15 protein-coding genes are annotated in these 17,188 nt (G+C 64.5%); 6 read left to right on the top strand and 9 right to left on the bottom strand.

The window, feature by feature from the left end; all coding sequences use genetic code 11:
- Positions 1–32 precede the first annotated feature (32 nt).
- Positions 33–1,868 carry an ATP-dependent zinc metalloprotease FtsH gene (gene ftsH, locus PVZ80_RS32795; protein ID WP_016702969.1) on the top strand — a complete coding sequence of 612 codons (1,836 nt, stop codon included), beginning with the start codon at positions 33–35 and terminating at the stop codon, positions 1,866–1,868.
- A gap of 3 nt (positions 1,869–1,871) precedes the next feature.
- On the opposite strand, the gene PVZ80_RS32790 is transcribed toward ftsH, so the two are convergent.
- Positions 1,872–4,247, bottom strand: a complete 2,376-nt coding sequence (locus PVZ80_RS32790) for a phosphoketolase family protein (protein WP_028683963.1) — start codon at positions 4,245–4,247, stop codon at positions 1,872–1,874.
- A 244-nt stretch (positions 4,248–4,491) separates the two neighbouring features.
- Here PVZ80_RS32790 and fnr point away from each other — a divergent pair, with 244 nt between their 5' ends.
- Entirely contained in the window at positions 4,492–5,238 is a 747-nt protein-coding gene (gene fnr, locus PVZ80_RS32785; protein ID WP_009049010.1) for a fumarate/nitrate reduction transcriptional regulator Fnr, read from the top strand.
- Between the two features lie 24 nt (positions 5,239–5,262).
- Entirely contained in the window at positions 5,263–6,246 is a 984-nt protein-coding gene (locus PVZ80_RS32780) for a zinc-dependent alcohol dehydrogenase family protein (protein WP_053269052.1), read from the top strand.
- A 12-nt stretch (positions 6,247–6,258) separates the two neighbouring features.
- Here PVZ80_RS32780 and PVZ80_RS32775 read toward each other — a convergent pair whose 3' ends face one another.
- Positions 6,259–7,155 (bottom strand): universal stress protein, encoded by an 897-nt coding sequence (locus tag PVZ80_RS32775; protein ID WP_273865082.1) that lies wholly within the window; start codon positions 7,153–7,155, stop codon positions 6,259–6,261.
- A 227-nt stretch (positions 7,156–7,382) separates the two neighbouring features.
- Between PVZ80_RS32775 and PVZ80_RS32770 the strand changes: the two genes are divergently transcribed.
- The gene (locus PVZ80_RS32770) at positions 7,383–7,946 is read left to right on the top strand and encodes a GNAT family N-acetyltransferase (RefSeq protein WP_101282471.1); all 564 of its coding nucleotides are present in this window, start codon (positions 7,383–7,385) and stop codon (positions 7,944–7,946) included.
- Between the two features lie 55 nt (positions 7,947–8,001).
- On the opposite strand, the gene PVZ80_RS32765 is transcribed toward PVZ80_RS32770, so the two are convergent.
- The 4 genes from PVZ80_RS32765 to PVZ80_RS32750 all read right to left on the bottom strand — a co-directional run bounded on the left by PVZ80_RS32765 (position 8,002) and on the right by PVZ80_RS32750 (position 11,664).
- Complete coding sequence (locus tag PVZ80_RS32765; protein ID WP_009049006.1) at positions 8,002–8,919, bottom strand: universal stress protein; 918 nt, start codon at positions 8,917–8,919, stop codon at positions 8,002–8,004.
- Positions 8,920–9,025: 106 nt separating this feature from the next.
- Positions 9,026–10,264 (bottom strand): MgtC/SapB family protein, encoded by a 1,239-nt coding sequence (locus PVZ80_RS32760; protein WP_273865081.1) that lies wholly within the window; start codon positions 10,262–10,264, stop codon positions 9,026–9,028.
- A gap of 42 nt (positions 10,265–10,306) precedes the next feature.
- Positions 10,307–10,549 carry a hypothetical protein gene (locus PVZ80_RS32755; RefSeq protein WP_016702961.1) on the bottom strand — a complete coding sequence of 81 codons (243 nt, stop codon included), beginning with the start codon at positions 10,547–10,549 and terminating at the stop codon, positions 10,307–10,309.
- Positions 10,550–10,590: 41 nt separating this feature from the next.
- Positions 10,591–11,664, bottom strand: a complete 1,074-nt coding sequence (locus tag PVZ80_RS32750; RefSeq protein WP_016702960.1) for an NAD(P)-dependent alcohol dehydrogenase — start codon at positions 11,662–11,664, stop codon at positions 10,591–10,593.
- 264 nt (positions 11,665–11,928) lie between these two features.
- On the opposite strand from PVZ80_RS32750, the gene PVZ80_RS32745 reads away from it, so the two are divergent.
- On the top strand, positions 11,929–12,861 hold the full coding sequence (locus tag PVZ80_RS32745) for a universal stress protein (protein ID WP_016702959.1): 933 nt from the start codon (positions 11,929–11,931) through the stop codon (positions 12,859–12,861).
- A gap of 86 nt (positions 12,862–12,947) precedes the next feature.
- Here PVZ80_RS32745 and PVZ80_RS32740 read toward each other — a convergent pair whose 3' ends face one another.
- The gene (locus tag PVZ80_RS32740; RefSeq protein ID WP_273865080.1) at positions 12,948–13,586 is read right to left on the bottom strand and encodes a TetR family transcriptional regulator; all 639 of its coding nucleotides are present in this window, start codon (positions 13,584–13,586) and stop codon (positions 12,948–12,950) included.
- Positions 13,587–13,715: 129 nt separating this feature from the next.
- Between PVZ80_RS32740 and PVZ80_RS32735 the strand changes: the two genes are divergently transcribed.
- On the top strand, positions 13,716–14,375 hold the full coding sequence (locus tag PVZ80_RS32735; protein ID WP_038632359.1) for an O-methyltransferase: 660 nt from the start codon (positions 13,716–13,718) through the stop codon (positions 14,373–14,375).
- A gap of 86 nt (positions 14,376–14,461) precedes the next feature.
- Here the strand turns inward: PVZ80_RS32735 and PVZ80_RS32730 are convergent, their stop codons facing one another.
- Together PVZ80_RS32730 and ppk2 are read right to left on the bottom strand one after the other, a co-directional pair.
- The gene (locus PVZ80_RS32730; protein WP_273865079.1) at positions 14,462–16,246 is read right to left on the bottom strand and encodes a SulP family inorganic anion transporter; all 1,785 of its coding nucleotides are present in this window, start codon (positions 16,244–16,246) and stop codon (positions 14,462–14,464) included.
- 48 nt (positions 16,247–16,294) lie between these two features.
- The gene (gene ppk2 / locus PVZ80_RS32725) at positions 16,295–17,116 is read right to left on the bottom strand and encodes a polyphosphate kinase 2 (RefSeq protein ID WP_009048999.1); all 822 of its coding nucleotides are present in this window, start codon (positions 17,114–17,116) and stop codon (positions 16,295–16,297) included.
- Positions 17,117–17,188: the final 72 nt, after the last annotated feature.

The raw sequence follows: 17,188 nt of genomic DNA, 5'->3' as shown, positions 1-17,188 counted from the left end.
CGCCCCCCATGCCCTCTCCGTGAGCCAAGGCCATGAACAAAAGTCACCAATGGAACCTGTCCTACTTCGTGATCGCGTTGGCCATGGTCGCCCTCGCTCAGTTTCTCTTTTTCGATCGTCATGCCGTGCAGGACATTCCTTACAGCCAGTTTCTGCAACTGCTGAACGAGCAGAAGGTCAGCGATTTGCGGATTGAGAAGGATCGGATCAGCGGCAAACTGCAGCCCCCCATCGATGGGCACGACCGGTTCTCGACGGTGCGGGTCGAACCGGCGCTGGCGGCGGATCTTGCCCGATCGACTGTCGGATTCAGAGGCATCAATGAAAACACCCTGATGAGTAACCTGCTGGGGTGGTTGCTACCTTTTGTCCTCATCATGGCGGTCTGGCACTTCCTGTTTCGCGGGCTGGCGGAAAAACAGGGCCTGGGTGGATTGATGAGCATTGGCAAGTCCCGGGCCAAAGTGTTCGTGGAGCGCGATACCGGGGTGACCTTCGCCGATGTCGCGGGCATCGATGAAGCCAGGGCCGAACTGGTGGAGATCGTCTCGTTCCTCAAGGACAAGGCCAGGTACGCGCGCCTTGGGGCGCATATTCCCAAGGGGACGTTACTGGTCGGTCCACCGGGTACAGGCAAGACCCTGGTGGCCAAGGCCATCGCCGGGGAAGCCGGGGTACCGTTTTTCTCGATCTCAGGCTCCGAATTCGTCGAAATGTTCGTTGGCGTCGGCGCCGCCCGAGTGCGTGATCTGTTCGAGCAGGCCAGGCAGGCCGCACCCTGCATTATTTTCATCGATGAGCTCGATGCCCTGGGCAAGATGCGGGGTATCGGCGCGTTCGGTGGCAATGACGAAAAAGAACAGACGCTCAACCAGCTTCTGGCCGAGCTGGACGGATTCGATCCCCGCGAAGGCGTCGTCCTTCTGGCCGCGACCAATCGTCCCGAGATTCTGGACCCGGCACTGTTACGGGCGGGCCGGTTCGACCGGCAGTTGCTGATCGATCGCCCCGATCGCAAAGGCCGAGAGGCGATTCTCAAGGTCCACCTGAAAAAAATTACCGCGGCCGCGGACCTCGATTGCCAGCGTATCGCCGACATCACCACCGGTTTCACGGGTGCCGACCTGGCCAACCTGGTCAACGAAGCCGCCATCGTGGCCACCCGCCGCGGCGCCGAGTCGGTCCACCTCGACGACTTCACCTCGGCGGTGGAGCGCCTTGTCGCGGGGATCGAACGCAAGAGCAGCCTGCTGCACCCCGACGAACGCAAGGTGGTGGCCTATCACGAGATGGGGCATGCCCTGGCCGCCAGCAGCCTGCCGGCCATGGACCCGGTCCACAAGGTGTCGATCATCCCGCGCGCCGCCGGTTCTCTGGGCTATACCTTGCAGCGACCGACCGAGGACCACTTCCTGATCAGTTGCCAGATGCTCAAGGACCGGATTGTCGTGCTGATGGCCGGACGCGCCGCCGAGTTCCTTGCCTATGGCCAGATATCCACCGGCGCCGCTGACGACCTGGGGCACGCCACCGATATTGCCCGCCAGTTGATCACTCGGTTCGGCATGGACTCGACCCTCGGCCAGTCGGTACTCGAACGGCAACCTGCAAGCTATTTGGGCGAACGCCTGCCGCGAGGTGGCGAGAGAGACTATTCGGAACAAACCGCCCGGGAAATTGACCTGGCCATCCGCGCCTTGCTCGATGAAGCCTATGACAAGGCCAAGACCCTGCTCCAGAACCGCCGGAACGACCTGGATGCCGGAGCCCGCCTGCTGCTGGAAAAGGAGACCCTGACTCCCGAGGAATTTCCACCGCTCCGGCCGTTGGTGCCGGCCCAGGCTTCGCAGCGGCTGAGCGCGCTCTGACACTCAAGTACCGGTCGCGGGCGTCCATTGCCAGTTCAGCACCTCGGGCATGTCCTGACCGTGTTCGATGAGGTAGAGCTTGTGTTTTTCCAGGGTCGACCAGTAGCGCGACCGCGCCAGCTGCAACTGATCATGCAGCCGGGGTACCCGCTCGATCACGTCCAGCGCCAGCTGGTAACGATCCAGGTTGTTGATCACCGCCATGTCGAACGGGGTGGTGGTCGCGCCCTCCTCCTTGAAACCACGCACATGGAAACGCTCGGGATTGTTTCGCTTGTACAGCAACCTGTGGATCAGCGCCGGGTAACCGTGGAACGCGAAGATCACCGGCTGGTCGAGGGTAAACAGCTGCTCGAAGGCGCTGTCCGGCAAACCATGGGGGTGCTGGTATGAGGGCTGCAGCACCATCAGGTCGACGACATTCACCACCCTCACCCGCAGGTCCGGAACGTACTCGCGCAGCAGGGTCACGGCGGCCAGGGTCTCCAGAGTCGGCACATCGCCGGCGCAGGCCATCACCACGTCGGGGTCCTGGTCATCCCGGCTGGCCCAGTCCCATCGACCGATCCCGGCCTGGCAATGGCGGATGGCCGCATCGATATCCAGCCACTGCCACTCCGGTTGCTTGCCGGCCACGATGACGTTGATGTAGTTGCGGCTGCGCAAGCAGTGATCGGCTACCGACAACAGGCAATTGGCGTCGGGTGGCAGATAGATTCGCGCGATATCGGCCTTTTTGTTCGCCAGCAGGTCGATGAACCCCGGGTCCTGGTGCGAGAAGCCGTTGTGGTCCTGGCGCCAGACATGGGAAGTCAGCAGATAGTTGAGCGAGGCCACGGGTTTGCGCCACGGCACCTCGGCGGCGGTTTTCAGCCATTTGGCGTGCTGATTGACCATCGAATCGACGATATGAATGAACGCCTCGTAGCAGGACAGCAGGCCGTGCCGCCCCGTCAGCAGGTAGCCCTCGAGCCAGCCTTCACAGACCTGTTCGCTGAGGATTTCCATCACCCGACCGTCAGCCGCCAGGTGGCTGTCGTCGGGCTCTTGTGGATCCATCCAGGCCTTGGCACTGACCTCATAGACCGCGTCCAGCCGGTTCGAGGCCGTTTCATCCGGGCCGAACAGGCGAAAGTTACGCGACAGCAGACTGTTTTTCATCACGTCGCGCAAGAACCTGCCCAGCACGCGGGTGGCCTCTGCCCGCAGGCAGCCCGGCGCCGCGAGCGGCACGGCGTAGTCGGCGAACCGTGGCAGATCCAGCGACCGCAACAACACGCCGCCATTGGCATGGGGGTTGGCGCTCATGCGCCGGTGTCCGGTGGGCGCCAGTGCGGCAAGCTCGGGCAGCAAGGCACCGTTGGCATCGAACAGCTCGTCGGGACGGTAGCTGTTGAGCCACTCCTCGAGCTGGCGCAGGTGCAGCGGCTGCTGGAAATCGGCCAGGGGCACCTGATGCGCACGGCAGGTGCCCTCGACCCGATGGCCGTCGACGAATTTCGGCCCGGTCCAGCCCTTGGGGGTGCGTAACACCAGCATGGGCCACAGAGGCCGCTCCGGAGCCTGGTCCTGGGTATTGCGGCGGGCGATGCGCTGGATCTCGCGAATTTCCTGCAGCACCGTGTCCAGTGTCCTGGCCAGCGCCTGGTGCACCTCCATCGGGTCATCGCCTTCGACGAAATACGGGTCGTAGCCATAGCCATACATTAGGGCCGACAGCTCGTCCTCGCTGATCCTGGAGAGCAGCGCCGGATTGGCGATCTTGTGGCCATTGAGGTGCAGGATCGGCAACACCGCGCCGTCGCGCGCCGGGTTGAGGAACTTGTTGGAATGCCAGCTGGCCGCCAGCGTTGCCGTTTCCGCCTCGCCATCGCCGATGACACAGGCCACGATCAGGTCCGGATTATCGAAGGCGGCGCCGTAGGCATGGGCCAGGCTATAACCCAGCTCGCCGCCTTCATGGATCGACCCTGGAATCTGCGCCGAAACGTGGCTGGAGATCCCGTATGGCCAGGAAAACTGCCTGAACAGGCGGCTCAGGCCGCTGGCGTTGCGCCCCACCTCCGGATTGAGCTCGGTGTAGGTGCCTTCCAGGTAGGTCTGGGCCACGACAGCCGGCCCGCCATGACCGGGGCCGGCGACAAAGATCATGTTCAGGTCGTACTGGTTGATCAGCCGGTTGAGGTGCGTGTAGATGAGGTTGAGCCCCGGCGTGGTGCCCCAGTGCCCCAGTAGCCGCGGCTTGATATGAGCCAGGGCCAGCGGCGTCCTCAGCAGCGGGTTGTCCTTGAGGTAGATCTGCCCGACCGCCAGGTAATTGGAGGCCCGCCAGTAGGCATCCAGCGTCTCCAGTTGTTCCGCACTCAGGAAACCGCTCATGAAGTTCTCCGCCAGGGCCCGGCCCACCGATCGACATGCATCGATTCTGGGAGCCTGGAACGCTCAGGACTTGATTTACATCAAGCACCGATGAAGCCATTGAAGCTGAATAAGCCATCGTTCCATCGACGCCGTCTTGACCAGGCCCTTCCACTCGTCGCCTGCTTTTTGCCAGCAGCCGGACGGCCCGCCCTAGCGAGGTTCAAGGACTATGCTTTACCAACCGATAGAGGGGTCTTATGGCATGCCGGACGCCCGGACGCACCCGAACCATCATCTCAAGACTGCCTGTGCCAACTGCAGCGTCCTGGAGCTGTGCCTGCCGCTTGGCCTGACCGGGCACGAAATCGAGCGCCTGGACACCCTGATCGTGCAACGGTTCAAGGTCAGGAAAGGCGCCGCCCTCTATCGCGCCGGCGATCCATTGCGCTCGCTGTATGCCGTGCGTATCGGCTCGTTCAAGACCAGCGTGCTTTCACTCGATGGGCGCGAGCAGGTCACCGGCTTCCAGATGCCGGGCGAAATGCTTGGCCTGGACGCCATCAGCAGCGACATGCACACCTGTAACGCGCTGGCCCTCGAAGACAGCGAAGTCTGCCCTATCCATTTTGCCCACCTGGAAAAACTCGCCCTGGAGCTGCCGTCGCTGCAGCACAACCTGAACCGGATCCTCAGCCGCGAGATCGTGCGCGATCACGACATGCTGATGATGCTGGGCAACATGAACTCCGACGAACGCCTGGCGGCCTTCCTGCTGAACCTGTCGCAACGCCTGAGCCAGCGTGGCTACTCGTCCAGGGACTTCATCCTGAAGATGCGCCGCGAGGAGATCGGCTCCTACCTGGGGCTGAGACTGGAAACCATCTGCCGGGGCATCGCGCACCTGCGGGACCAGGGGCTGGTGGAAATTTCCGGCCGGGAAGTCAAGGTCCTGAACATGGAGGGGCTCAAGCAATTGGTCGCAGGTTGCCACCGTTCAGCCCCGCGCTGATCCCTGGAAGCGTGGAAAACCATCATGCGCGCCATGGTCCTGCATATCCCCGGCGAGCCGCTGCGCCGGGAAGAACGCCCGGTCCCGACACCCGGTCCCCAGCAACTGCTGATCAAAGTCCTGGCCTGCGGCGTCTGCCGCACCGACCTGCACCTGGTCGATGGCGAGTTGCCCCAGGCCGTGCTGCCACGGGTGCCGGGCCACGAAATCGTTGGCCAGGTGACCGCGGTGGGTGCCGACGTCGCGCCGGACTGGATCGGCCAGCGGGTGGGCGTGCCCTGGCTCGGCTGGACCTGCGGCGAATGCGAGTTCTGCCGCACGGGCCGGGAAAACCTGTGCGACCAGGCGCAATTTACCGGCTGTCACCTGGACGGCGGCTACGCCGACTACACCCTCGCCGACGCCCGTTTCTGCCTGCCGCTTCCCGAAGCGCTCTCGGCCACCCAGGCCGCACCGTTGCTGTGTGCCGGGCTGATCGGTTTTCGCGCCTTGCGCATGGCTGGCAACGCACGGCACCTGGGCCTCTACGGTTTCGGCGCGGCAGCGCACCTGGCGATCCAGGTGGCGCTGGGGCGTGGACAGCAGGTGTATGCCTTCACCCGACCCGATGACCACGCGGGCCAGGACTATGCCCGGTCGCTGGGGGCCTGCTGGGCCGGCCCCTCGGACCAGCCCCCGCCGCACCCGCTCGACGCCAGCCTGATCTTCGCCCCCGTCGGCCCGCTGGTGCCGCTGGCGCTGGCCGTCACGGCCAAGGGCGGCTGCGTGGTCTGCGCCGGCATCCACATGAGCGACATCCCGGCATTCCCTTATCGACTGCTCTGGGGCGAACGCAGCGTGCGCTCGGTGGCCAACCTGACCCGCGAAGACGGCATCGCGTTCTTCGCAGAATTGCAGCACACCCCGGTTCACTGCGACGTCACCTGCTTCGCCCTGGACGATGCCAACCAGGCACTGGAGCATCTGCGGGCCGGTCAGTTCAACGGTGCGATCGTGCTCACCCCGTGACGCCCGAGCCGTTCACCTGACCGCCAGGATACTGCCCGGCACCGAATACAGCGCCCGCTCGGTATTGCTGCCGATCAAGCGGTCGATCCCCAGCCGATGCACAGTCCCCATCACCACCACATCGGCCAGGTACTGCTCGACGAAGTCACCGATCGCCGGCACCGGCGGGCCCGGGACGAAGTGCCGGCGCTCCGGCGGGATGGCGTAGCGCTCCGCCAGGGTGACAAACGCCTGGTGCAAGGACTCACGCAGCTCTTCGACGACGTCCATGCCCCAGCCACCGCTGACCAGCGGTGCATCGCCATTGAACGCCGGCGACAGGTCATAGGCGTACAGCAGGTGCAGTGGCGCATCGCATTGCAGGGCCAGGGCATTGGCCGTCTGGATGATGGTGTCGTTCAGGCCGCTGATCTGTGTCGATGGATCGAATGGATCCACCGCCGCCACGACCCGGTGCGGCAACCCGTAGCGGACCTGATTGACCAGGTGCACGGGGACCGGGCACTCACGCAGCAAATGACAATCGAGCGGCGTGATGAACACCCGCTTGAGCAGCGGTTCCAGGCTGGCGTCCTTGATCAGCAGGTCGGGGCCGAGCTCCTCGACCGTCTTCAGGATGTCCAGCAGCGAATGGGTGGTGAACAGCACGTCGACGGTCGCCTCCAGCCCCAGGTCGCCGAGCCGCTGGGTCTCTTCGGCCACCCAGCGGCGATGGCGCCGCATATAACGCTGATAACCCGCCTCGTCGATCTTCTCTTCCCACAAGCGCACGACCGGCGCTGGCTCGGCGAAGGCGCGTACATGCAGCGCAGCCCCGCTGGCCTTGGCCAGCGCAACCGCCCGCAGCGAGGCAGGCGACTGATGCAGGGTTGGATCGGCGATCAGCAGCAAATGTTGGTAATGCCCCATCACACACCTCGCTCAGGCACCGGTCGAACAGGCCGGCATGCGCCAAGAGTGCGCCTTGTCCCCCGATGCGCGGTTTGATTTACATCAGGTGCCGATCAATGAACGAGGCCTGTCGCCTGTGTCTGATCCAGATCAGATCCGCGTGCTGTCAGCAGGGTAAATAAACCAAACAAACCGCGTGTGCGCCCTGCCGCACACGCCCCTGCGGCCGTATGGAGAACCCCATCATGCTCACTGTCAAAGACCACAACGAACGGGCCGCCGGCGTCTACGCCGCGGTCCCCGGAGAACACTGGATCGAAGCGCTGAGGGACGGCCGTCATGTGCTGATCCGGCCTCTGGCGGAAAAGGACCGCGAGCGGGAGTACGCCTTTATCAAGCGCCTGTCTCCCGAATCCAGGCACATGCGCTTTCTTGCCCAGATCAGCGACCCCAGTGGCGCCTTGCTCGATCAGTTGATGAACACCGACGGCAAGCAGCGCATGGCCTACGTCGCGCTGGCTCACGATAACGGACAACTGATCGAGATCGGCATCAGCCGCTACGCCGCCACGGGCGAGCACGAATGCGAATGCGCGGTGACCGTCGCCGACGAATGGACGCACCTGGGCCTGGGCACCTTGTTGATGGAGCACCTGATCAAGGCCGCCCGCCAGAACGGCTTTCGCCAGATGTATTCGATCGACGCCGCCAGCAATGCGCCCATGCGCGACCTGGCCAAGGCCCTGGGTTTCGAACGCAGTCACGATCCCGACGACAGCCGCCAGGTCATCCATCGCCTCCATCTGTAAAACCGCCGCCCTTGGCGTGCCGGCCAGCGGTCCGCCAGGGGCGACTCACCCTCGATTACAGCCTCTTGTCCGGTTTTATTGCCAGCACACTGCAAGGTGTCCGATGCAAAAGTTGCTCGGCGGTGCTGCCCAAGAGTTTTTTCAATCCCTTGTGCCGCACGGTTCCCAGGACAATGACGTCAGTGCGGTGGGCAATCGCGAAGTCGCAGATGCACGACAGCGGCGTACCCTCGATGAAGTGGCGGCGCTCCGGCGGTACGCCATGGCGTTCGGCCAGTGCCGCGAATGCCTCGAATTGCGCCTCGCCCAACACTTCGTAGATCCCGGCGCTCAACGGCAGCACGCCAACCCCCATGTCCTGGGCATACACCGCGGCCCAGTCATACACATGCACCAGCTCGAGTCCGGCGGCACATTGCCCGGCCAGCTTTACCGCGGCATCGATAATCTGGTCATTGAACACCTTGTCCTGCTCGTCGCTGCGCAGCACATCGACGATGGCCAGCACATTGCGTGGCCGCGGGTTGAAGGCATTGGTCACCAGGTGCACCGGCACCGGACAATCCCGTAGCAGCTGCCAATCCAGCGGGGTGAAGAACACGCGCTTCAAGGCCGGCTCTTCTTCGGCATCCTTGACGATCAGGGCCAGGGGCATCTCATTGACCAAGTGCAGGATTTCTTCGAACGGGCGGTGCACCCAGACCACTTCGCTGGTGACCTCGATGCCCTGTTCGCTCATCGAGCGAGCTTGCTCGTCAAGCCATTGCCGATGGTTTTGCAGGTACCCGTCCCGGGCCTGGGCGATCTGTTCGGGCGCGAACAGGCCGGCCACCGCCAGCGCCTGCAGATAATCGAAGGCCACGATATGCAAGGGCAATTGCATCGCCCGAGCCAGCGCCGCGGCGCGGTCGAACGCTGGCGTCCGGTTCATGGCTGGCGGGGCAATGAGCAGTAAACGCTGAGTCTGTGACATAAGGCACCTCGGCACGCGGTCGTCTAAAAACCCTGGCTGGAATTGCAGATTGAAGGTTTCAGGACCGGGTGACTTGATCTTTGTCAGCTACCCGAAGCGACAGGCTTCAGTACAACCAGATGCCGGCCCACATCGCCAACGTCAGCAGTACCTGGCCGGGAATGACATAAGCGGCGAAGCGGTGCCCGCCGCTGACCCAGGCCACCAGGCATTTGCTCAGGGAATTGCTGCTGACCACGATCAGCACCGGCGTGGCGATGGCCTGGAACGGCAACTGGCCGGATTTGGCCAGGGAGGCTATCGACGCCGTCGAGGAATGGGCGTCGGCGAAACCGCTGAGGGTCGCCGTGACCATCACCCCTACTTCGCCAAAGTGGCTCAACATCACCGACGACAGGAAAGTAATAGCGGTCATGGCCAGCGTGACGAGCAAGGCCAGCTTGAGGTTGAACGCGCCGCCGACCTTGATCGGCTGGCGGGTGCCCTGGGCGGGTGCGGGAAACATCAGGCACAGGCCATACAATGCCGTGGCGGCCGCACCGGCGAACAGCGGCCCCCACATAGGCCCCAGCAGACCGGTATCGACCGCGCCGAGGATCAGGCCCACCTGGGTCAGGGTGGCCAGGTTGGAGAGCAACGCCGCCGCGCCCAGGACCTTGATGCTGTCCGGTTCCTTGGCAGCGATATGCCCCATGGCGGCGATGGTCACCGTGCTGGAGGCGAAACCCGAGGCGATGGAACTGATCGCATAACCGTAACGCGTGCCCAGGTTACGGACGGCGATATGGCCTATCGCGCCCACGGCCATCAGCAACACGGTCAGGGTGCAGATGGTGCGCAAATTGATCGCGGCATAAGGCCCGATGTAACGATCCGGCGCCAGCGGCAACACCACCAGCGCGGCGATCAGCAGTACCAGGCCGTCGCGCATTTCCGCTTCGCTCAGTTGGCTGCGGGCGAAGTGATGCAACTTTTGTCGATAGGCCAGCAGCCCGCCCATCACCACGCCAATGGCAATCGCCAGTTCCGGTGCCGTACCGCACATCGCCCCCAGCGCCAGTACCGTGAGCAACGCCACTTCGCTGGTCACGCCCGGGTCGCTGCCCAGGCTTCGCCAATACGCCACGGTGACCAGCATGGCCAGGCAGATCGCCATGATCCCCAGCAGCAGGCCACCACCGACCTGCATGGCCACGTACCCCAGCAGCGCGGTAATGGCGAATGTGCGCAACCCGGCACAGGCACGGCTGTCTCCTCGCCCCTTGTGCCGCTCGCGCTCCAGGCCGATAAGCAGGCCGATGCCCAGCGCAGCCGCCGCGCCCTCCAGGCCAAGGGTCGCACTCATAGAACCTCCATCCGGATGAACCTGCCGCCCTGGCCACGAGGGTCACTTCACCAGGCCTGGGCAGGCTCCCTTGCTGGTCGTCGGGGCGGATCGGTTGCCGGCGGCCCGAGGGGCATCCCTCGTCTGGCCAGGGCTGGCCGGCCAGGCATGCGGCGCATCGATGCGCGCCCTGAGTTGACCGACGAAGGCCGTTGCGGCTTCCAGGCTGTCGAAGTCCACTTCCAGGGCATCCATGTGCACCACCCAGCCGTGGCCTGCCGGTTTTTCTGTAATGTCGATGATCATCGATCACCTCCGCTCAAGCACGAACGTCAACCGCCCCGGTATCACGGGGTAATCGCGACCTTCATGACCCCGTCCCGCTGGTGAGCGAACAGCTCATAGGCGGCTTCGATATCGTCGAGCCTGAAGCGGTGGGTCACCAGCGGCGACAGGTCGACCCCGCCGCTTTGCACCACTGCCATCAAGCGACGCATGCGTTCCTTGCCGCCGGGGCACAGGGTGCTGACGATGCTGTAGTCGCCCAGCCCGGCGGCGAAGGCGTCGAGCGGGATGTGCAGGTCGCTGGAATACACGCCGAGGCTGGACAACCGCCCGCCGGGCCGCAGCACGCGCAAGGCGGACTCAAAGGTGCCCTGGGTGCCCAGGGCTTCGATGGCCACGTCGACGCCACGGCCATCGGTGAGCGCCATGATCTGCTCGACCACGTTGCCGTCCCTGAAGTTGACCACCTGGGTCGCCCCCAAGCGTTTGGCCACCGTCATGCGCTCGGCCACGGCATCCACGCCGATGATCTGGCTGGCGCCTTTGAGCCGCGCACCGGCCACCGCGCAGAGGCCGATCGGGCCCAGGGCGAATACCGCGACGGTATCGCCGATATTGACCTCGCCACGTTCGGCCCCGGAAAACCCGGTGGACATGATATCGGGGCACATCAGCACCTGTTCGTCGCTGAGGCCGTCGGGGATCGGGCACAGGTTGGCCAGGGCATCCGGTACCAATACGTACTCGGCCTGGCAACCGTCGATGATGTTGCCGAACTTCCAGCCACCGATGGCGCGAAAGCCATGACGGGTGTCCGGGCCGTCCTGGGAAGCGCAGCCGCACAAGCAGGCATAGCTTTGCCCGCTGGGCGTGATGGCCCCGGCAATCACCCGCTGCCCCTCGGTAAAACCGCGCACCTGCGAGCCCAGCCGCTCGATGATGCCCACCGGTTCATGACCGATGGTCAGGCCCTTGGCCACCGGGTACTCGCCACGCAGGATGTGCACGTCGGTGCCGCAGATCGTCGTCGTGGTGATACGCACCAGGGCATCCAGCGGGCCCACTTCGGGGATCGGCTTTTCATCGAGCACGATCCGGTTCTTTTCAACGAAAATTGCCGCTTTCATGGTGGCCATGACGATTCTCCGGTCCGGTGCCCGCTCTAGAGTCCAGCAAGACGTTCAGGCTGCGCCGGAAGGAAGGCCCTGGGGTTGATCATGATCAACAATTCATCGATGGAGCCCTTTGCGCCCAACCACACGTCTGCCGGCCTGCTCCACGACCGGACGGGTTGATACAGATCAAGCGCGCGCCACCGGCCAGAGGCAGGATCGGGGCAAGGTTTCACGACCGAAGACGCATCGTTGCCGATACCTGCAACTACCCACGGGAGATTTGTCATGTCCGAGCAAGCACGTTTCATGCTGGTCGCCTCGCCACTGATGGAGAACAGCCCGGCCTTCGATCGGGCCGCCGCGCTGGCCAGGGCCGAAGATGCTGCCCTGCACATCGTCGCCTTCGATTACCTGGAGGGTCTGGCCACGGCCAGCCTGGTCAACGAACAGGCCCTGGAGCAGATGCGCCTGGGCTACGTCGAGCGCCATCGTCAATGGCTTGAAGAGCAGGCCCGCCCGATGCGCAAACTGGGTGTCACCGTCACCACTGAAGTGGTGTGGGTGCAAAACCCGCTGCAGGAGATCCTGACACACCTCAAGGAACAGCCCATGGCCCTGCTGATCAAGGCCCTGGAGCATCAATCGCGGCTGTCGCGGGTGTTCTTCACCCCCCTGGATATCCACCTGCTGCGCGAGTGCCCGGTGCCCCTGCATTTTGTCAGCCATCTACAGCATGCGTTGCCACGCAAGATCGTCGCGGCGGTCGATCCGTTCCATCGCGATGGTCAGTACCAGGACTTCAACGACCGGATACTGCATGAAGCCTCGAAACTGGCCAGCGCCTGTAACGCCGAACTCGACGTGATCTATGCCCATGACCTGTCTTCCATCGACGCGGACGAATTCAACTTCGACCAGAGCTCGACGTTTTTCTCGTCCAGCAAAGTCAAGACCCTGTTCGACGCACAGGGCGCCGCCTTCAACGAACTGGCCGAACGCAACGGCATTCCAGCGGAACGCCAGCACATGATCATGGGCAACCCGGCCAAGGTCCTGACCAGCTACGCAGACGCCTATGGCGTCGACGTGATTGTCATGGGCAGGGTCGGTCATCGTGGTGGCCTGGGGCGCCTGATCGGCAGTACGACAGAGCAGTTGCTGTACAAGATGCCTTGCAGCGTATGGGTGGTTTCGCCCGAGGTGCTGACGGCTGAATAAAACGCCTTTTCAGAAGGCCTGCCCCGCGCGCCTGGCCGGCATCGAACGCCGCCCGGGGCGCCCGGCAACCTCGCGGCCTGTACCGGTCAGCCAGCACCGCGCGCCACTTGCGTGAGGTAGGCGCAGAACATGTCTGCCATCGCGTCGGCGTAGGTCTGGATCTCTGCGGCGCCGCGCGGGGTTTCTGAAAACTCCTTGCCTACGCTGCTGAGCGTGGTGGTGATCAAGTCGGCAGCCAGGGCGCGGGTTGCCTGCGGTGCGTCGGGCAGCGCCTCTTCCATGAAAGCCTGGAAGATCCTCTCTCCTTGCGCCTTCACGGCCTGCGCTTCGGGGGCGTGGCGATACAGCGGCGCGGCGTCGTTGAGCGCCACGCGCATCCTGGCTTCCTCGCACTCGGACTGGATAAACACCCGGACCAGCACGCGCAACCGTTCCAGCGGGGCTTTGCCAAGGTCTTCGAGGATGCTGCGCAGCATCTGCGTGGTCTGTTGCCACTCATCGCTTTGCAACCGGAACAGGATCGCCGCCTTGTTCGGGAAGTATTGGTACAGCGAACCGATGCTGACGCCGGCCTTCTCGGCCACCCGCGCGGTGGTGAAACGCTGCGCGCCTTCCCTGGCCAAAACCTGAGTAGCGGCTTCCAGGATCGCCGCGACCAGCTCCGTCGAGCGCGCCTGTTTAGGGGCTTTTCGCGAGGAAACCTGCGGGGTCCGGCGATTGCTCATGACGGCCCCACGGGGCCGGAGCCAATGCGAATAGCGGGTGGGGTCACTTGCTCATATCCTCTAAATGCGACGAATTGATCGCATTTTAGCCACGCGCCGCCAGGCGTCAATTTTGGAAGGGATACCCCCATGACCAGCACACTGACTACTTCCCCGCTCGCGCCCTTGCTCGATCGCCTGTTCGACCAGGCCCATACGGCAACCAGCCCGGCCGTCGCCGGCATCTCCCGCGAAGAACGCGAGCGCCTGATGCACAGCAAGACCGAATACCTGGATTTCTATGGCCGCCTGAAAGACCTCTGGCTGCCGGTTTCACGCGACACCGGCGGGCTGCTGTACATGCTGGCGCGCAGCACCCGGGCCCGGCACATCGTCGAATTCGGCACCTCGTTCGGCATTTCGACCCTGCACCTGGCCGCGGCCCTCCGCGACAACGGCGGCGGCCGCCTGATCGGCAGCGAGTTCGAGGCGTCCAAGGTGCAACGGGCGCGCCAGCACCTGCTCGAAGGCGGCCTGGCTGACCTGGTGGAGATCCGCGAGGGCGACGCGCTGAAGACCCTGGCGGTCGACCTTCCGGAATCCATCGACCTGCTCCTGCTCGACGGCGCCAAGGCGCTGTATGCCGATATCCTGGCCCTGGTCGAAAGCCGCCTGCGCCCGGGCGCGCTGATCGTCGCCGACAACACGGACTACTGCCCGGACTACCTGGCCCGGGTCCGTTCGCCCGGCAGCGGCTATCTGTCCGTGCCCTTCAGCGACGACGTGGAACTGTCGATGCGGCTCGGCTGAGTCGCCCCTGGAAGACGAGGTCCTGAGCAGGATCGGGAGCTGATCACCTGCGACCTTGCCATGCCCTTGAACCTCGACCCTGTCGCTCAGCGATCCTCGCGCCCTTCCTCCTCCGACGGATACAGCGCGAGGTAGCTGTCGACGGCATCGCCTATGGTCGGGAAGAACGCCGCTTCGCCAAACCGCGCGAACAGGCCGAACCGCTTGAGCTTGTCCTTGACCGGGTCTTTCATCTGCGCCACGCACAGCTTGATGCCGGCCTGGTGCAGGGTGTCATCCAGCTCCGCCAGCATGTCGGCGGACGTCACGTCGACGCTGGTCACCGGTTCCGCCGCCACCACCAGCCAGCGCACCGGTGTCGGCGAGGCCGCCACGGCGTCCAGCACCCGGTCGTGGAACAGCTCGGCGTTGGCGAAGAACAACGGTGCATCCCAACGAAACAGCACCACGCCGGGGATCAGGCGCGCATCGGGATAACGCGTGATGTCGTGATAGCCCTTGATCCCTTCCGCCCGTCCCAGGACCGCCGAGTAAGGGCGCCAGCCATCCCACAGGAACTCGATGACGGCAATCACGATGGCCAGGCCGATGCCTTCGATCGCGCCCAGCACGGCCACGCCGACGGTGCAGACGATGGAGAGCCAGCACTCCCAGCGCTGGATGCGGTAAATCCGCCGCAGGTCGCGGATTTCGATCAGGCCGATGGCCGATGCGATCACCACCGCGGCCAGGGCGCTGATGGGCAGGTCCTCCAGCAGGTCCGGCGCCAGCATCAGCAGCAAGGCCACGGCCAGCGCGCCGACGACCCCGGTCAACTGGGTCCTGGCGCCGGCGGCCTCGGCCACGGGGGTGCGCGAGGAACTGCTGCTGATGGCAAAACCCTGGAAAAGACCGGCCGCCAGGTTGGCGACGCCAAGCCCGACCATCTCCTGGTTCGGATCGACATAGCTGCGGGTCCGCGCCGCGTAGACCCGCGAAAGCACGCTGGTATCGGCGAACGAAACCAGGGCCACCGCGCAACCGCCGATCAGCACCGGGCCGATATCGGCGCGGGTGATCCAGGGGATGGCGAACGCCGGCAGGCCCTGTGGCAGCTTGCCGAGGACCGACACGCCGGAGTTTGCCGCCAGGTCCAGCGCGGCGACGGCGACTGTCGCCGCGGTGACGGCGATCAGGATCCCCGGCACGCGCTTGCTGTCCTTGAACAGCAGGATCACCCCCAGGGTCGCGGCGCCGACCAGGCAGGCGGTCCAGTTGGTCTTGCTCTCCAGTATCGCGGTGACGATGGCCCACAGGTTGCTCAGCGGCCCGTTGGCCTCGACCGAAAAGCCGAAGAACTTCGGCAACTGGCTGATCAACACCGTCAGCGCGATGCCGTTCATGTAGCCGTAGCGGATCGGCTTGGACAGCAATTCAGTGACAAACCCCAGGCGCGCGATGCCGGCCAGGACGCACACCGCCCCGGCCACGATGGCCATCATCCCCGCCAGGGCCACCGCGCGCTGCGGGTCGCCGCCGGACAATGGCAGGACCACGGCGAGAATCACCGCGGCCAGCGACGAATCCGGCCCCAGCACCAGGATCCGGCTGGGCCCGAACAGTGCATAGGCGAGCAACGAAACTATGGTCGCGTAGAGGCCATAGATGCCGGGCAGGCCCGACGCCACCGCGTAGGCGATGCCGACAGGCACCAGCACCGTGGTCAGCACCAGCCCGGCTTCGAAGTCGTGGCGCAACCAGGCCATCCGATAGTCCTGCAGCATGCGCAGCCCGGGCAGCCAGCGGCTCCAGCGGTTGTGCCCGGCGCCGGCATCCCGGCGGGCAATCCGGCCGGGCTCCGGGACGGGCGGTGGAGAACCCGAGTGGCTCATGGAACGCTGGTCCTTTGTGTGCGGTGCGGATGTGCCTGGAGGCGCCGGTCAGAACTTCTGTGGAACCCGCCGCAGCGGATGGTCCGACGCCCGATAGCCGCCCGGCTTCTGGCGTTTGGGCAACACCACTTTCTCTCGTGGCACTTCCTTGTAGGGAATGCGGCTGAGCAGGTCGGAGATGATATTCAGGCGCGCGCGGCGCTTGTCGTTGGAGTCGGCCACCAGCCAGGGCCCATGTTCGGTGTCGGTGGCCTTGAACATCTCGTCGCGGGCGCGGGAGTAGTCATACCAGCGGCTGTATGACTTGACGTCCATGGGCGTCAGCTTCCAGATCTTGCGGCCATCCTTGATCCGCGCTTCGAGGCGGCGGGTCTGTTCTTCCGGGCTGACTTCCAGCCAGTACTTGAGCAGGATCACGCCCGAATCGACGATCGCCCGCTCCACCAGCGGCACCGCCTTGAGGAAGGCGACCGCCTGCTCTTCGCTGCAAAAGCCCATCACCCGCTCGACGCCCGCGCGGTTGTACCAGCTGCGGTCGAAGATCACCACTTCGCCCGCGGCGGGCAGGTGCGGCAGGTAGCGTTGCAGGTACATCTGGCTTTTCTCGCGGTCGGTCGGCGCCGGCAGCGCCACCACCCGGAACACCCGCGGGCTCAGGCGTTCGGTCAGGGCCTTGATGGTGCCGCCCTTGCCGGCGCCGTCGCGCCCTTCGAAGACGATGCAGATCTTGATGCCCTTTTCGCGCACCCATTCCTGCAGCTTGACCAGCTCGACATGCAGCCGCCGCAACTCGTCCTCATAGTCTTTTTTGCTCAGCTTCGCGTGCTCAACGGCAGTGCCCTTGGTGGCGCCCTTGTTGTTTTTTGCCATGACCGGAACCTCGTGCCAGACGTTATAGATCGCGTGAGTCTAGTCGATGATCCGCCATCCACAGGGCTGCCC

The sequence above is a fragment of the Pseudomonas sp. B3G-3 genome (genome assembly GCF_028640915.1).
Taxonomy (GTDB): Bacteria; Pseudomonadota; Gammaproteobacteria; order Pseudomonadales; family Pseudomonadaceae; genus Aquipseudomonas; species Aquipseudomonas chlororaphis_I.
This window is presented reverse-complemented; position numbering and strand designations above follow the sequence as displayed.

Bases quoted from the DNA above. Each gene is read 5' to 3' on its own strand.
- ftsH (WP_016702969.1), top strand. From the start codon at position 33: ATGAACAAAAGTCACCAATGGAACCTGTCCTACTTCGTGATCGCGTTG.
- ppk2 (WP_009048999.1), bottom strand. From the start codon at position 17,116: ATGGCAAAAAACAACAAGGGCGCCACCAAGGGCACTGCCGTTGAGCAC.
- PVZ80_RS32730 (WP_273865079.1), bottom strand. From the start codon at position 16,246: ATGAGCCACTCGGGTTCTCCACCGCCCGTCCCGGAGCCCGGCCGGATT.
- fnr (WP_009049010.1), top strand. From the start codon at position 4,492: ATGCCGGACGCCCGGACGCACCCGAACCATCATCTCAAGACTGCCTGT.
- PVZ80_RS32780 (WP_053269052.1), top strand. From the start codon at position 5,263: ATGCGCGCCATGGTCCTGCATATCCCCGGCGAGCCGCTGCGCCGGGAA.
- PVZ80_RS32750 (WP_016702960.1), bottom strand. From the start codon at position 11,664: ATGGCCACCATGAAAGCGGCAATTTTCGTTGAAAAGAACCGGATCGTG.
- PVZ80_RS32765 (WP_009049006.1), bottom strand. From the start codon at position 8,919: ATGTCACAGACTCAGCGTTTACTGCTCATTGCCCCGCCAGCCATGAAC.
- PVZ80_RS32755 (WP_016702961.1), bottom strand. From the start codon at position 10,549: ATGATCATCGACATTACAGAAAAACCGGCAGGCCACGGCTGGGTGGTG.
- PVZ80_RS32790 (WP_028683963.1), bottom strand. From the start codon at position 4,247: ATGAGCGGTTTCCTGAGTGCGGAACAACTGGAGACGCTGGATGCCTAC.
- PVZ80_RS32745 (WP_016702959.1), top strand. From the start codon at position 11,929: ATGTCCGAGCAAGCACGTTTCATGCTGGTCGCCTCGCCACTGATGGAG.
- PVZ80_RS32770 (WP_101282471.1), top strand. From the start codon at position 7,383: ATGCTCACTGTCAAAGACCACAACGAACGGGCCGCCGGCGTCTACGCC.
- PVZ80_RS32760 (WP_273865081.1), bottom strand. From the start codon at position 10,264: ATGAGTGCGACCCTTGGCCTGGAGGGCGCGGCGGCTGCGCTGGGCATC.
- PVZ80_RS32775 (WP_273865082.1), bottom strand. From the start codon at position 7,155: ATGGGGCATTACCAACATTTGCTGCTGATCGCCGATCCAACCCTGCAT.
- PVZ80_RS32740 (WP_273865080.1), bottom strand. From the start codon at position 13,586: ATGAGCAATCGCCGGACCCCGCAGGTTTCCTCGCGAAAAGCCCCTAAA.
- PVZ80_RS32735 (WP_038632359.1), top strand. From the start codon at position 13,716: ATGACCAGCACACTGACTACTTCCCCGCTCGCGCCCTTGCTCGATCGC.